Consider the following 15,289-nt stretch of genomic DNA (forward strand, 5'->3'; position numbering starts at 1 on the left):
GATGAATCTCTCCGCCACTATTCTTCTCGCCTTTGGCATGTCCATGGATGCTTTTGCTGCTTCCATCGGCAAAGGCGCGACGCTGCATAAACCTAAATTCTCTGAAGCACTGCGCACGGGTCTTATTTTCGGCACCATTGAAACGCTGACGCCGCTCATCGGCTGGGGCCTCGGTATGCTGGCCACCCAGTTTGTGCTGGAGTGGAACCACTGGATCGCGTTTGTGCTGCTGGTGTTTCTTGGCGGGCGCATGATTATTGAAGGCGTACGCGGCGATGACAGTTGCGAAGCGGAAACGCCGCATCGTCATGGTTTCTGGCTGCTGGTTACGACCGCCATTGCCACCAGTCTGGACGCAATGGCTGTTGGTGTCGGTCTGGCTTTCCTGCAGGTTAATATTATCGCCACCGCGCTGGCAATTGGTTGTGCAACGCTGATTATGTCGACGCTCGGGATGATGGTTGGTCGTTTTATCGGCCCGCTGCTGGGCAAACGGGCCGAAATTCTTGGCGGTATTGTGCTGATCGGTATTGGCGCACAGATTCTGTGGAGCCACTTCGCCGGTTAATCTTCCCGCTGTAAGCAGTGAATACTGAAATCCGTCTGGCAGCGGAAGCGTTCCATTGCCGCTAATTTTTCCCAGACTTCCGGTTTCGCCCGCCATGCAAAGGGCGTCATCTGTAGTAAAGACACCGCTTCCTGACCGGTAAGGCTCATCTCATAAGCCAGCGCGCGGGTTTCTACGACTTTAAACCCCTCTATTGCACCCACGTTTTCAGCATGCAGTTTTACGTCGTCGTAGATTAACCCTTTCAGTTCCAGCAAATGACGAGGCCCGGGAGCAGCGGTAATAACTACACCACCGGCCTTGATTACACGCGCCAGTTCTTCCGCTTTACAGGGGGCATAAATGCGAACCAGTGCATCTATGCTCTTATCTTCAAACGGCAGACGATGGCTGGAAGCTACACAAAACATAACCTGCGGGTAGCGTTTTGCCGCCGCGCGGATCGCGGCTTTGGAGACATCCAGCCCAAACGTTTTTGCACCGTGGTGTTGGGCTATAGCAGCAAAAGTCTGAGTGTAATACCCTTCCCCACAGCCAATATCCAGTATCGCGTCGGCCTGCTCTGGCAATCTGGCCTGTAACAGAACGCCGATGGCATCCCGCAGCGGCTGATAGTGTCCTGCATCCAGAAATGCACGACGCGCCTGCATCATCTCCGCGCTATCGCCGGGATCGCGGGAACGTTTATGCTGTACCGGCAACAGATTCACATAACCTTCTTTCGCCAGATCGAACTGATGACGCTGTGGACAAACAAAGGCGCTCTCGCGACGCTGTAAAGGCGAGTGACAGAGCGGGCAACTGAAAGGCATAAAAACTCCGGAGGGTATTTCTTAAAGGGCGAAAGTGTACCTCCATTTGCCGCACGAGGAAATTAAAAAGCCCCGCACAAGTGCGAGGCTTTATGGCTGACTTTAACGCGCAAAGCGCGTACAAGCTCAGAGGTGTCGAAATCAGATAGCAGTTACGTTAACTGCAGCCGGGCCTTTCTGACCGTCCTGAATTTCAAACTCAACGTTCTGGCCTTCAGCCAGAGTTTTGAAGCCGTTACCCTGGATTGCAGAGAAATGTACGAATACATCTTTGCTGCCGTCTGCCGGAGTAATGAAACCAAAACCTTTAGACTCGTTGAACCACTTAACTTGACCTTTAATCTTTGCCATTTGCAAAATTCCTTAATGTATATACTTCGCCCGCAGGCATTGACTGAGAAAACTGAGACATTACTGCTTGAGGCACTAATATAAGGTTCGGCAGAGAAGCTGTATTCAACGAAACGTGTTTACTCAGGACTTCTTTACTGAAAATGCCACACATAAACAGAACTGTACCTCGATTGACCCAAAACGTGTTATCACACAATATGTAAATTATGGCAAGCCATTTTTAAACATGTCTGGATCCGCCGCACAAATTCTAAGGTTATCAAAGCTTCTTCTGCACTTTTATGCATTACAATGAACGCTATAACAGTCGCCAGGCCTCAATCCTCATGCATCGACAATAGCTGATTTTTCACCATTGCTCAACAGGTTCCATGCGTTCAAGCAAGCCACAATATGTCTATGCATATAGCGTATATGGTAAGAACTTTTTACGCATAGTTATGCTTTTTTAGCATCCAGGAAGATTCTTAAACTATTAAGACAACAGAGGAAACTATTTCCCCTGGTTTACTCTGGATAGTTGTTGTGCAAATAAGCTTTGCCCTGCACCAAAATAATGAATTTATGATGACATTGCCTCATAAAAATGCAATAAAAACGTTTCGATAAAAATAAAACCATGTTATTTGAAAACACAATACTTTTGGAACGAAGCGGGTGTATTAACCGAGGGATAAATACTGACCGATTTTCAGGATTCTAAAGTTATCATTATCCGTTGCCGCTTCGCTTAATGATAGTTGCAATTTCTTCACCGGCTGATCCAGGGATTCATCAGCCAGTTCAAACACGCCCCAATGGACTGGAAATGCCAGCGGACTGCCCAATTGTTGCCATAACGCGACAGCACTTTGTGGATCCATATGGTTGATCGACATAAACCAGCGCGGCGCATAGGCGCCTACCGGTAATGCGACAACATCCAGCGCGCCTAAACGCTGCGGAATAGTGAGCAGCTCCGGAGTGTATCCCATATCGCCAGCAAACCAGAACCGCCCTTCTGCTGATTCAACCACCCAACCGCACCATAATGAACGATTGCGGTCCCATAATGTTCGCATGCTCCAATGTTGTGCAGGCACCGCCGTGTAGACCATTCCCTGAAATATCACACTTTGCCACCAGTCCAGTTCCGTTACATACCTTGCGCCCAGGCGGCGGATCAGCGCGCCCAATCCTAGCGGGACGAAGAACTGCACGTCAGGGAAACGGCGCAATAACGCGCGCAGCGTCCACGTATCCAGATGATCATAATGATTGTGGGAAATCAGGATCGCATCCAGTTGTGGAACATCTGCAATGGCAAGCGCAAGCGGTGTACGCCGCTGCGGGCCAGCAAAACGGACGGGAGAAGCACGGCGGGAGAAAACAGGATCGGTGAGCAGGTATTGCCCCTGAAGGCGTAACAAAATGCTGGCATGGCCCAGCCACCACAACCCGTCGCTGTCGCCAGTAATTTCCGTTTTCTGCCACCACTGCTCGATAAAACGGTCATAGCCATCAGCGGGAGGACGGGGAAGCCCGGCGGCCTTGCGCTCATTGCGCCAGCGCTTAACGTCACCGGGTTGATGTTCGACGGGCGTCGTATTGATGAACCCATCAGGGGAGTGATGAGAAAGTGCAGGATTATACCAGGGGTTTTTCCAGACCATCTCACCCTCCTGCGCTGTTAGCGTTCAGCCACCAGACGGATGAAATCCTCATCCTCTTCTTTTTCCTGCGCTTTAGCAGGCGCAGTTTGCGGTTCTTTTTCGGGCTCGTTGGATTCACACAGACGGCGCAACAATGCATTTTGCCGTTTTTGCTGATCCAGCAGCGCTTCAAGCAGCTCAATCTGCTCATTTGTACGCGAGCTGGCGCGATTGATAAAGAACCACAGAACCAGCCCGACCAGCAGAACCACCACAGAAACAACAATAGACGCAATATTAAGCGCGCCCGAATTTATAACTTCGTTCATTTCACCACCTCAATGTTGACGCGACATTTTACCACTGGCGTCAAGGAAGGAAATCATTCACTGAGAAATTACCATTACCAGGGGATGAATTTGTTGACGATGCAGATGCCGCTGAAAAATTGTACATCCTGATCGCACATCACGTTAAGCATTTGAGTCCAGAGCAGCAGGCAGCCTACCAGCACGACAATCAGGATCAGCCACTTATATTTTCTCACTCCACTCTCCAGTACATTGTCAGGTGTAACCAGGTTAGCATGGCAACATTAAACCGCGACTAACTGTATCTCTATTCGCAATTTTTCGGAATGCATGACTTGTTTCAGTCAGTGAATCAGGTAGCTTTAAGATATGATTTAGTGTGAAGCAAGGAGCTGATATGCGAACACTTATTCGCGCCGTTATCGTTGTAGCACTGCTGTGGATTGGGCTTCTGCTGAGCGGTTATGGGGTGCTGATTGGCAGTAATGAAAATGCTGGTGGGCTGGGATTACAATGTAAATATGTAACAGCGCGTGGCACCAGTACCGCACAATATGTACATTCGGACAATGGTTTTTTCGGGCTGGCAAATTGCCCTCTGATCCGTAAAAGCGACACCGTTATCGACAACGGCTAGTGTCGAAACAAAAAAACCGCCGATATGGCGGTTTTTTTTCGTCTGTCAGAACGGATACTGGTTATAACCCATCTGTTCGGAAATCTTGCGGGCAGCCTGATGAAGCATGGCCACGTATTCATGCAGCCGCTCTTCAGAGAAACGCAGCGTCGGGAAAGAGATACTCAGACCAGCGATGACCACGCCAAAACGGTCGAAAACCGGTACGCCAATGCAACGCAGGCCTTCTTCCTGTTCCTCATTATCTTCGCCGTAGCCTTGTTCACGCACAACATCCAGCAACGGCAGGAGATCTTCAGTGCTGGTAATCGTACGATCGGTGCTGCGCTTGTATTCAACCCCTGCAAGGATCTGCGTAACCTCTTCACGATCGCGCCACGCCAGCAGCACTTTACCGATAGCGGTACTGTACAACGGGTTGCGGCGACCAATGCGCGAGTACATACGCAAGTTATACATCGAATCAATTTTATGGATGTAAACAATGCTGTCCTCATCGAGTGCGCCCAGGTGAATGGTCTCTTTCGTCAGACGAGAGAGTTCACGCATCTGGATATCCGCACTGCGGATCAGATCCACGTTTTGTAACGCACGTGCGCCCAGTTCGAACAACTTAAGCGTCAGAGAATATTTTTCAGACTCCCCTTCCTGCGCAACATAACCCAATGATTTCATTGTTTGCAAAAAGCGATAGACGGTGCTTTTCGACATCATGACACGCTGCGATAGCTCGGTGATGCCGATTTCACGCTCTTCGCCGAGCGCCTGCAGAATGCCAAATACCTTCAATACTGAAGAGACAGAATCTGGCTGCTTGTCCAAATCTGCGATAGCCATTAATCACCTCATCGCGTGTGTTTTATAAAATTCAGAATCGGTTTTTATTATAAATTCGTCGCTCAGTCGCCGCAATGCACGTTTGTCAACTTCGTTACAATTCTGCGACATAAAGCCCGTTACAAATCTGCGACATAAAGCCGGAATACAGATGATAGAATCATTATACAAATAACTGTGTGACATTAACCCTGAAATTAATATGGATAAATCTTCTCTGGACGGACTCCCCGTCCCGCTGCGCTATGGCGCAGTGTTGACCATTATTATTGGTATTGCAATGGCAGTGCTTGATGGGGCTATTGCCAACGTCGCGTTACCAACCATCGCACGCGATCTCAACGCTTCACCCGCAAGTTCTATCTGGATTGTTAACGCTTACCAGATTGCGATCGTGGTCTCCCTGCTCACACTCTCTTTTCTCGGCGACATGTTTGGTTACCGTCGGGTCTATCAGTGTGGTCTGGTACTCTTCACTCTCACTTCACTGCTCTGCGCACTCTCTGACTCATTACTGACATTAACGCTGGCGCGCGTGGCGCAAGGGTTTGGCGGCGCGGCGCTGATGAGCGTGAATACCGCGCTCATTCGTCTCATCTACCCGCACCGTAGCCTCGGGCGCGGTATGGGTATTAACTCTTTTGTGGTCGCGGTTTCATCGGCGGCCGGGCCGACAATCGCCGCCGCCATTCTCTCCGTGGCTTCCTGGCAGTGGTTATTCCTGATTAACGTGCCGCTCGGCATTATTGCTCTATTGCTGGCAATGAAATTCTTACCACCTAATGCAGCGCGCACTTCAAAGCCCAAATTTGATCTGCCAAGCGCTGTAATGAATGCATTAACATTTGGCTTACTGATTACCGCGCTGAGCAGTTTTGCTCAGGGGCAATCAAACACACTCGTGGTGGCCGAAATTGTTGCGTTGTTGATCATTGGCGGGTTCTTTGTACGCCGACAACTGCGGCTGCCGGTGCCACTTCTGCCAGTCGACTTACTGCGCATTCCACTTTTTTCGCTCTCTATCGGCACGTCGGTCTGCTCGTTCTGTGCGCAGATGCTGGCGCTGGTGTCCCTGCCCTTCTTTTTGCAAACCGTACTTGGGCGTAGTGAAGTCGAAACCGGCCTGTTGCTGACGCCATGGCCGCTGGCAACGATGGTTATGGCGCCGCTGGCTGGTTATCTGATTGAGCGCGTGCATGCCGGGTTACTGGGGGCTTTAGGGCTGGTGATGATGGCATGCGGGCTGTTCGCGCTTGCGCTTCTCCCGGGATCACCGGCAGATATCGATATCATCTGGCGTATGGCGCTGTGCGGTGCCGGTTTTGGTCTGTTCCAGTCGCCAAACAACCACACCATTATCACCGCTGCGCCGCGTCAGCGCAGCGGTGGCGCCAGTGGGATGCTCGGTACGGCACGCTTGCTGGGGCAAAGCTCCGGCGCCGCGCTGGTGGCATTAATGTTCAATATGTTTAACACCCACGGCACGCATGTTTCATTGTTGCTGGCAGGGACGCTGGCTACCGTAGCGGCCATCATCAGCGGACTGCGGATCTCGCAGCCGAAAACAGAGTAATTAATTACCAGGGATGATAAAAAAGCGCGCCAGTTGGCGCGCTTTGTATTTTCTGCCGCTACGTTATTTCAGGTACTCACCAGAACGCAGCGCTTCAATACGTTTGTCCAGCGGTGGGTGCGTCATGAACAGCTCGCTCAGCGATTTAGATTTACCGTTGATGCAAAACGCCATCATGCTGCTCGCCTCCTGCGGCTCATAACTGGTTTTCAGACGCTGCAACGCAGCAATCATTTTCTCGCGGCCAACCAGTTTTGCAGAACCGGCATCGGCATGGAACTCGCGATAGCGGGAGAACCACATAGTAATAATGCTGGCCAGAATACCGAACACCAGCTCCAGTACGGTCGCAACCACGAAGTAGATCATCGGGTTACCGTTGCTCTCTTCGCCATCATCGCGATTGCCGCTAAGGAACCCGGCTGCAACCTGCGCGATAATACGCGAAATGAAGATCACGAAGGTATTCACGATCCCTTGAATCAGCGTCATTGTGACCATATCACCGTTGGCAATATGGCTGATTTCGTGGGCAATCACCGCTTCGGCTTCGTCGCGGCTCATGTTCTGCAACAACCCGGTGCTGACTGCCACCAGCGAAGCATCACGGCGCGCGCCGGTCGCAAAGGCGTTAATATCCGGTGCATGATAAATAGCGACCTGAGGCATGGCGATGCCCGCCTGGCGAGATTGTTGCGCCACGGTATCCATCAACCAGCGTTCCATATCGTTACGCGGCTGTTCGATCACTTCACCACCCACAGATTTCAGCGCCATCCATTTCGACATCAACAGCGAAATGAACGAACCGCCAAAACCAAACAGCAGCGCCATAATCATCAAGCCCTGAACGCTGCTCGACTGAATGCCCGTCAGGCTAAGCACCAGGCCGAACACCAACATCACGGCCAGGTTAGTCAACAGGAAGAGCGCGATTCGCATCATAATTTTCTTTTAACCTCAACTTAACAAAACGCACAATGCGGTTACCCACATCGTATGGGTATACGCGCCATTTTCAAGCATCAGGGTGTCGTAAGTCACCAGAAAGACACAACTTTACATTTTGTAGCATAATGCTTACGCCAGGAAAGAGGTGTTAAAAAAACAGGCACAATTTCTTGTGCCTGTGTGGGGATTACTTCGCGGGGGCGGGGTCTTCCGCTGGCCGATCTTTTTCCTGATGAGCCAGGTCAAGCGCGATGTGTACCGTCTCGTCGAGGTACGGATCCGGCTCCTGATAATCCTTCGGCAGATCATCCAGTTTTTTCAGCAACGGCTTACCTTCACGCTTGAAGCGATCGTTGAGGCGCGAAAGACGAATTGCATCATCTTCGGCATTCTCTTTCTCACGCTGCGCCAGATTGAGCGATACGATATTGCGTTTATCTTTCAGGGCATTGAAACGCGCAATGTCCTTCATGATGTACTGGAACTCAGGATCTTTCGCAATACGCTCTTCATGTTCCTTCAGCAGCGTCGGTCCGAACGGTTTCAAATCACCGGACTTCACAAAGGTGGCAGCATTGATGCTGTCCCACGGCAGTGCATTGTCTTCGAATTTTTCCCCGGTCTCCGTCACCTGCGTGCCGGTCGGCATAATAATATCCGGCGTCACGCCTTTGCGCTGCGTACTGCCACCGTTAACGCGATAGAATTTCTGGATGGTGTATTGCACCGAACCCAGCGCCGGCCACTCAGGACGCAGCATCTGATCGTAAATACGGTTAAGCGAGCGGTACTGCTGAACGGTGCCTTTGCCGAAGGTCGGTTCGCCAACAATCAACGCGCGACCATAATCCTGCATCGCCGCCGCAAAGATTTCCGATGCCGAGGCGCTAAAGCGGTCAACCAGCACCACCAGCGGGCCTTTATAGTAGACCACGCCGTCCGTATCGCTGTCTTCGCGCACTTTGCCGTTATTATCACGCACCTGCACAACCGGGCCGGACGGAATAAACAGACCGGAAAGCGATACCGCTTCAGTCAGCGCGCCGCCGCCATTGCTGCGCAAATCGATAACCACGCTGCTGACGTTCTGTTTTTCCAGTTTTTGCAGTTGCGCTTTAACATCATCAGTCAGCCCAACGTAAAAGCCCGGAATATCCAGTACGCCGACTTTCTCTTTGCCGACCGTCTTCACGGACATTTTCACCGCACGGTCTTCCAGACGAATGCGTTCGCGCGTCAGCGTTACAATGCGCGTCTTCGTCCCCTTACCTGCCGGCAAGATTTCGAGGCGTACTTTGCTGCCTTTTGGCCCTTTGATCAGCGCCACCACATCATCGAGACGCCAGCCAATGACATCGACCATGTTCTGCCCGGTCTGGCCGACACCAACAATACGGTCGCCAACGGTAATCGCTTTGCTTTTCGCCGCCGGACCGCCCGCCACCATCGAGTTGATCACGGTGTAATCATCGTCGCCCTGCAACACTGCGCCAATACCTTCAAGCGAGAGGCTCATCTCAGTATTGAATTGCTCAGTATTACGCGGTGAGAGGTAATTGGTATGCGGATCGATTTCACGGGCGAATGAGGTCATTGCCAGCGAGAACACATCTTCGCTATTGGTCTGCGCCAGACGGCGAATCGCAAATTTATAGCGGCGAGTCAGCGTCTCACGGATCTCTTTATCATCTTTCCCGGTGAGTTTCAGGCTCAGCTCATCATACTTAACTTTGCTGTCCCACAGCGCGTTCAGCTCCGCCTCATCTTTCGGCCACGGCGCTTTACTGCGGTCTAAGTTGAAGGTGTCGTTGCCGCTGAAATCCATCGGACGTTCCAGTACTTTCAGCGCGTACTGATAACGTTCAAATCGACGCTTTTGCGCCAGATTATACAGGTCGTAGAAAACGTCCAGTTTTCCACTGCGCAGCTCATCGCCGAGCAGGCCTTTCTTTTGCGAAAACTGCTCAACATCGCTGGCCAGCAGCACATTGTGGCTGTAGTCGAGCAGGTTGAGGTAACGGGTAAAGATCTTCGCGGAGAAAGCTTGATCCAAATCGAACTGGCGGTAGTGAGAACGGGTGAAACGTGAGGTAACCCGTTCACTCACCGTCGCGTGCTGAGTCTCTTCCTTCAAAACCGGAATTTGATCGGCACGGGTGATATCTTCCACAGCCAACGCATGGCCTGTTACGAATAACAGACCCGCTAACGCTGTGCGCTTAAACAAAGTGTTCATGCCAGGCCAGGCCTCCGTTTCAGAACAATAAATGTTCTGCGCGTACGATCATCGACATACCCGAACTAAGCTGTACGCGAACGCCATCTTTGGTGATTTCCAGCACCGTAGCATCCATCGCATTGTTCCCCGCTTTCACCTTCAGGTTCTGGCCCACGCTCAGTACAGATAAATCTGAAACAGGAGTATGGCGCTCTTCCTGCTGCGGCGCCCGTGGCGTTTTCGCGACAGGTTTGTCAGTGCGAGGTTTGCGCTCGGCGCCCTCTTTACGACGCGGAGCCGGACGGGCTTTGCGTTCGCGACGCGGTGCGTCTTCCTGACCGGCAGCAGCGGCAGCTTCTCGTTTTTTAGCTTGCTGTTCAGCGCGTTGCGCCTGAACACGCGCTTTGGCTTCTTCAAGCTGCTTGCGAGCGTGCTCTACGTGCTGCTCATCCAGCACGCCGCAGGCGTTGCCGTCGAGATCGACGCGAGCCGCGCCGGCTTTGATACCGTAAAGGTAACGCCAGCTTGAAGTATAAAGACGTAAAGCGGAACGAAGTTGGGTTTTGCTGAGATTCATCTCACCCTCAACGCGCTCAACCAAATCCTGAAAAATACCGATTTTCAGGGGACGTGCTTCACCTTCAGCACTGAAACAGTGAGGAAAGCGTTCGGCCAAAAAAGCGATAACTTCTTTACTGCTATTCAACTTAGGTTGATTTTCCATGAAATTTCCTGATTACAACGGACGTTGCCAACAAGCGCAGGCATGAACAGGCGTCATTATAATGACGCATTCAGTAAATGCTACGTTATCCGCTGATTATCCTGCGACGGTGGCGAAGATTTTTTGATAATCGGTCGCCGCGAGGACATTTTCCAGATGTGAAACCAGCTCGCTGAGCCCTTGTTCGTCCTCAGCCGTGAAGCGAGAGAAGACGACGCTATCGATATCCAGTACGCCAATAATCTGGTTGTTCACCGTGACAGGCAGTACGATTTCGGCGTTACTGGCGGCATCACAAGCTATGTGTCCGTCAAATTGATGAACATCTTCCACGCGCTGCACACGCGCTTGCGCCACTGCCGTTCCACAAACGCCCCGGCCTACCGGGATACGAACGCAGGCGATCTTGCCCTGGAACGGCCCTAACACCAGCGTGTCGCCTTCCAACAGGTAAAAACCGGCCCAGTTCACGCCTTCAAGACGTTCAAACAACAGCGCGCTGGTATTCGCCAGCGTAGCTAAAAAACTGGTCTCACCTGCCATTAACGCCTGAAAATCGCGATTAAGATCCGCGTAAAATTCTGTTTTGTTCATTACCTGACCATTTTGCTGTCTAACTTTGAGAAACTGCTTAGCCTATTAAAATAAGCATTAAATGCGTTGATGCTCAAGATGTTCCATTCATGAGTTAAGATAGTTTTATTCAAACCTTTTCTGAAGCATGCAATGGCTCTCAAGATACAACGCATCACACCTGCCAAAAAAATTGCCGTTCATCAGGTCGGTGAAGCTCTGCCACGCGCACATTATCAGCGCTGCCCGCAATGTGATACGCTTTTTGCGTTACCGGTTATGAAGTCGCACCAAAGCGCATTTTGCCCCTGCTGTGATGCGAAAGTCCGCGACGGTCGCGACTGGTCATTAACCCGTCTCGGCGCAATGGCCATCACGATGATCTTGCTGATGCCCTTTGCCTGGGGCGAACCGCTGCTGCATCTCTACTTACTCGGTGTGCGTATCGATGCCAACCTGCTGCAGGGGATCTGGCAAATGACCATGCAAGGCTCGCCGCTCACCGCTGCCATGGTGCTTTTTTGCAGCGTTGGCGCGCCGCTGGTACTGGTAACCGCCATCGCCTATTTATGGCTGGGCAACATTCTGGGAATGAACCTGCGCCCGGTGCTATTAATGCTGGAGAGGCTCAAAGAGTGGGTCATGCTGGATATCTATCTGGTCGGCGTCGGCGTCGCCTCGATCAAAGTGCAGGATTACGCCTTCCTGCAGCCAGGCATTGGGCTGTTTGCTTTTGGCTCTCTGGTCGTTCTCAGCATCATGACCTTAATCCATCTCAATGTGGAGCAACTCTGGGAGCGCTTCTACCCTCAACGGCCCGCAAAGCGGCCGGATCCGAAGCTGGAAGTGTGCCTGGGCTGCCATTTCACCGGTTTTCCTGATATCCGGGGGCGCTGCCCACGCTGCCACATTCCGCTCATCCATCGACGCAAGCAGAGCCTGCAAAAGTGCTGGGCGTCGCTGATTGCCTCTTTTATTTTGCTGTTCCCGGCCAACCTGCTGCCGATTTCAATAATTTACGTGAATGGTTCTCGTCAGGAGGATACCATTCTCTCCGGCATTATTTCGCTCGCTCACAGCAATGTCGCGGTGGCCGGCGTGGTATTTATCGCCAGTATTCTGGTGCCGTTTACCAAGGTGATTGTGCTGTTTACACTGCTTGTCAGCATCCATTTTAAATTTGAACAGGGGTTACGCACTCGCATTCTGTTACTGCGCTTCGTGACGTGGATTGGGCGCTGGTCGATGCTCGATCTGTTTGTCATTTCATTGATGATGTCACTGATTAATCGCGACCAGCTACTCGCTTTTACCATGGGACCAGCCGCGTTTTATTTCGGCGCGGCGGTAATTTTGACTATTCTTGCTGTGGAATGGCTGGACAGCCGCTTACTTTGGGATGCACATGAGTCAGGAAACCCCCGCTTCGCCGACTGAAGCGCGAATTAAAACGAAACGGCGCATTTCGCCGTTCTGGCTGTTACCGGTTATCGCGCTGTTGATTGCAGGCTGGCTTATCTGGAGCAGCTACGAAGATCGCGGCAATACCATCACCATCGATTTTATGTCGGCTGACGGCATCGTCGTCGGGCGCACGCCAGTGCGCTATCAGGGCGTCGAGGTTGGGACTGTCCAGGACATTCGTCTCAGCGACGACCTGAAAAAAATCGAAGTGCGCGCCAGTATCAAATCGAATATGAAGGATGCGCTGCGCAGCGAAACGCAATTCTGGCTGGTCACGCCCAAAGCCTCGCTGGCGGGGATTTCCGGCCTCGATGCGCTGGTCGGCGGCAACTATATCGGCATGATGCCAGGCAAGGGCGACCCGCAGGATCATTTCACCGCGCTGGATACGCAGCCGAAATACCGGCTGAACAATGGCGAGTTGATGATCCATCTGCATGCGCCGGATCTCGGGGCGCTGAACAGCGGTTCGCTGGTCTATTTCCGCAAAATCCCGGTCGGCCGCGTTTACGACTATTCGATCAACACCAATAAACAGGGCGTCACAATCGATGTGCTGATCGAGCGTCGCTTCACTAATCTGGTGAAAAAAGGCAGCCGCTTCTGGAATGTCTCCGGCGTGAAAGCCGATGTCGGCCTGAGCGGCGCGAAAGTGCAGCTTGAAAGCCTGGCGGCGCTGGTCAATGGCGCGATTGCTTTTGACTCTCCGGATGAATCACAACCTGCGGTTCAGGATGATGAGTACGGCTTATATGAAGATTTAGCGCACAGCCAGCGCGGCGTACTGGTGAAGCTCGACCTGCCCGGCGGCCAGGGGCTGAAGGCCGGATCGACGCCGCTGATGTATCAGGGGTTGGAAGTGGGTCAGTTGACCAAAATCGACCTCAATCCGGGAGGGACGGTCACTGGTGAAATGACCGTCGATCCGAGCGTTGTTAATTTGCTGCGCGACAATACGCGTATCGAAATGCGCAATCCCAAAATTTCCCTCAGCGATACCAATCTCAGTTCGCTGCTGACCGGCAGTACGCTGGAGCTGATACCGGGCGAAGGCCAGCCGCGCAATCAATTTGTCGTGCTGCCAGCGGATAAAAACCTGTTGCAGGAGCCGGGAGTGATTACCCTGACGCTTACCGCGCCGGAAAGCTATGGCATCGATGCCGGACAGCCGCTGGTGCTGCATGGTGTCAAAGTCGGCCAGGTGCTGGAGCGTAAACTGACGAATCAGGGCGTAACCTTTGCCATCGCTATCGATCCGCAATATGGCGACCTGGTCCACGGCGACAGTAAATTCGTAGTGAACAGCCGCATCGATGTCAAAGTCGGGCTGGATGGCGTTGAGTTTCTCGCTGCCAGCGCCAACGAATGGGTGAACGGTGGCATCCGCATTCTGCCCGGCGTGAAAGGCGAAATGAAAAAGAGCTATCCGCTGTTTGCTAACCTCGATAAAGCGCTGGAAAACAGCCTCGGCGATCTTCCCACCACGACCCTGACGCTGACGGCGGATACCCTGCCGGACGTCCAGGCCGGATCGGTCGTTCTCTACCGCAAGTTTGAAGTGGGTGAAGTGATCACCGTGCGCCCGCGCGCCAATGCCTTTGATATCGATCTGCATATCAAACCGGAATATCGTGATTTGCTGACCAGCAACAGCGTCTTCTGGGCAGAAGGTGGTGCGAAAGTGCAGCTTAACGGCAGCGGGCTGACGGTTCAGGCTTCGCCCCTTTCACGCGCTATCAAAGGCGCCATCAGCTTTGACAACCTGAGCGGCGCGAACCGGGAACTGAAAAAAGGCGAGAAGCGCCAGCTTTACGCCTCGGAAACCGCGGCCCGCGCCGTCGGCGGGCAAATCACGTTGCATGCCTATGATGCCGGGAAACTCGCGGCGGGTATGCCGATCCGTTATCTGGGCATCGATATCGGCCAGGTCCAGGAGCTGCACCTGATCACCGATAAAAACGAAGTGCAAGCCAGTGCAGTACTCTATCCGGAATATGTACGCAACTTTGCGCGCAACGGCTCGCGTTTTTCAGTGATCACGCCACAAATATCGGCGGCGGGCGTCGAACATCTGGATACGTTGTTGCAGCCTTATATCAACGTCGAACCGGGCCGGGGCAATATGCGCCGCGACTTTGAAATTTCAGAAGCGACGATCACCGACTCCCGCTATCTCGATGGGCTGAACATTATCGTTGAAGCGCCAGAAGTAGGCTCAATGAATATCGGCACACCGGTGCTGTTCCGCGGAATCGAGGTAGGTACGGTGACCGGAATGACGCTGGGCACCTTGTCGGATCGCGTGATGGTGGCCATGCGCATCAGCAAAAACTATCAGCATCTGGTGCGTAACAACACGGTATTCTGGCTGGCTTCCGGTTATACGCTGGATTTCGGCCTGGTCGGCGGCGTCGTCAAAACCGGGACCTTCAATCAGTTCATTCGCGGCGGTATTGCTTTCGCCACGCCGCCGGAAACGCCGCTGGCGCCGAAAGCGCAGCCGGGTAAACACTTCCTGCTGCTGGAAAGCGAACCGAAAGAGTGGCGCGAATGGGGCACCGCCCTTCCCCGCTAACCCTGCCTGCTCCGGCGTGTTTGCGCCGGAGCCTTTATGCTACACTGCGCGCCTGTTTTTC

Annotated in this window: 15 protein-coding genes and 1 pseudogene; 5 read left to right on the plus strand and 11 right to left on the minus strand. The window is 52.6% G+C overall.

Annotated features, from left to right (window positions below; translation table 11 throughout):
• Position 1 precedes the first annotated feature (1 nt).
• Positions 2-568 (plus strand): manganese efflux pump MntP, encoded by a 567-nt coding sequence (gene mntP, locus C0557_RS14390; protein ID WP_074777600.1) that lies wholly within the window; start codon positions 2-4, stop codon positions 566-568.
• On the opposite strand, the gene rlmA is transcribed toward mntP, so the two are convergent.
• The 6 genes and pseudogenes from rlmA to mgrB form a co-directional block, all read right to left on the minus strand.
• On the minus strand, positions 565-1,380 hold the full coding sequence (gene rlmA / locus C0557_RS14395; protein WP_208659021.1) for a 23S rRNA (guanine(745)-N(1))-methyltransferase: 816 nt from the start codon (positions 1,378-1,380) through the stop codon (positions 565-567). The two genes, mntP and rlmA, sit on opposite strands and share 4 nt — an antisense overlap.
• Before the next feature lie 141 nt (positions 1,381-1,521).
• Complete coding sequence (cspE, locus tag C0557_RS14400; protein ID WP_001062678.1) at positions 1,522-1,731, minus strand: transcription antiterminator/RNA stability regulator CspE; 210 nt, start codon at positions 1,729-1,731, stop codon at positions 1,522-1,524.
• Positions 1,732-1,743: 12 nt separating this feature from the next.
• A pseudogene (locus tag C0557_RS14405) lies at positions 1,744-1,885 on the minus strand (DUF2627 domain-containing protein).
• A gap of 511 nt (positions 1,886-2,396) precedes the next feature.
• Positions 2,397-3,386 (minus strand): MBL fold metallo-hydrolase, encoded by a 990-nt coding sequence (locus C0557_RS14410; protein ID WP_208659023.1) that lies wholly within the window; start codon positions 3,384-3,386, stop codon positions 2,397-2,399.
• A 17-nt stretch (positions 3,387-3,403) separates the two neighbouring features.
• Entirely contained in the window at positions 3,404-3,694 is a 291-nt protein-coding gene (locus C0557_RS14415; protein WP_208659025.1) for a YebO family protein, read from the minus strand.
• Positions 3,695-3,768: 74 nt separating this feature from the next.
• Entirely contained in the window at positions 3,769-3,912 is a 144-nt protein-coding gene (gene mgrB / locus C0557_RS14420) for a PhoP/PhoQ regulator MgrB (RefSeq protein WP_007371630.1), read from the minus strand.
• A gap of 161 nt (positions 3,913-4,073) precedes the next feature.
• On the opposite strand from mgrB, the gene C0557_RS14425 reads away from it, so the two are divergent.
• Positions 4,074-4,313, plus strand: a complete 240-nt coding sequence (locus tag C0557_RS14425; protein WP_043953244.1) for a YobH family protein — start codon at positions 4,074-4,076, stop codon at positions 4,311-4,313.
• 45 nt (positions 4,314-4,358) lie between these two features.
• On the opposite strand, the gene kdgR is transcribed toward C0557_RS14425, so the two are convergent.
• Complete coding sequence (kdgR, locus tag C0557_RS14430) at positions 4,359-5,150, minus strand: DNA-binding transcriptional regulator KdgR (protein WP_208659027.1); 792 nt, start codon at positions 5,148-5,150, stop codon at positions 4,359-4,361.
• Positions 5,151-5,352: 202 nt separating this feature from the next.
• On the opposite strand from kdgR, the gene C0557_RS14435 reads away from it, so the two are divergent.
• Positions 5,353-6,723, plus strand: a complete 1,371-nt coding sequence (locus C0557_RS14435; protein WP_208659030.1) for an MFS transporter — start codon at positions 5,353-5,355, stop codon at positions 6,721-6,723.
• Positions 6,724-6,786: 63 nt separating this feature from the next.
• Here the strand turns inward: C0557_RS14435 and htpX are convergent, their stop codons facing one another.
• The 4 genes from htpX to C0557_RS14455 all read right to left on the minus strand — a co-directional run bounded on the left by htpX (position 6,787) and on the right by C0557_RS14455 (position 11,210).
• A complete protein-coding gene (gene htpX / locus C0557_RS14440) occupies positions 6,787-7,668 on the minus strand; it encodes a protease HtpX (protein WP_074777612.1) in 882 nt (293 codons plus the stop codon).
• A 193-nt stretch (positions 7,669-7,861) separates the two neighbouring features.
• Positions 7,862-9,910 (minus strand): carboxy terminal-processing peptidase, encoded by a 2,049-nt coding sequence (prc, locus tag C0557_RS14445; RefSeq protein WP_208659032.1) that lies wholly within the window; start codon positions 9,908-9,910, stop codon positions 7,862-7,864.
• A gap of 19 nt (positions 9,911-9,929) precedes the next feature.
• On the minus strand, positions 9,930-10,616 hold the full coding sequence (gene proQ / locus C0557_RS14450) for an RNA chaperone ProQ (protein WP_074777616.1): 687 nt from the start codon (positions 10,614-10,616) through the stop codon (positions 9,930-9,932).
• A gap of 96 nt (positions 10,617-10,712) precedes the next feature.
• Positions 10,713-11,210, minus strand: coding sequence for a GAF domain-containing protein (locus C0557_RS14455; protein ID WP_007371623.1), 498 nt, complete (start codon positions 11,208-11,210; stop codon positions 10,713-10,715).
• A gap of 132 nt (positions 11,211-11,342) precedes the next feature.
• Here C0557_RS14455 and yebS point away from each other — a divergent pair, with 132 nt between their 5' ends.
• Together yebS and C0557_RS14465 are read left to right on the plus strand one after the other, a co-directional pair.
• Entirely contained in the window at positions 11,343-12,626 is a 1,284-nt protein-coding gene (yebS, locus tag C0557_RS14460) for a paraquat-inducible protein A (RefSeq protein ID WP_208659034.1), read from the plus strand.
• Positions 12,595-15,228: a PqiB family protein gene (locus C0557_RS14465; RefSeq protein ID WP_208659036.1), complete on the plus strand. Its 2,634-nt coding sequence runs from the start codon at positions 12,595-12,597 to the stop codon at positions 15,226-15,228. Before yebS ends, C0557_RS14465 begins: the two co-directional genes overlap by 32 nt.
• Positions 15,229-15,289 lie beyond the last annotated feature (61 nt).

Origin of the sequence: Kosakonia sp. MUSA4, from assembly GCF_013085925.1 — a bacterium.
GTDB classification, from domain to species: domain Bacteria; phylum Pseudomonadota; class Gammaproteobacteria; order Enterobacterales; family Enterobacteriaceae; genus Kosakonia; species Kosakonia sacchari_B.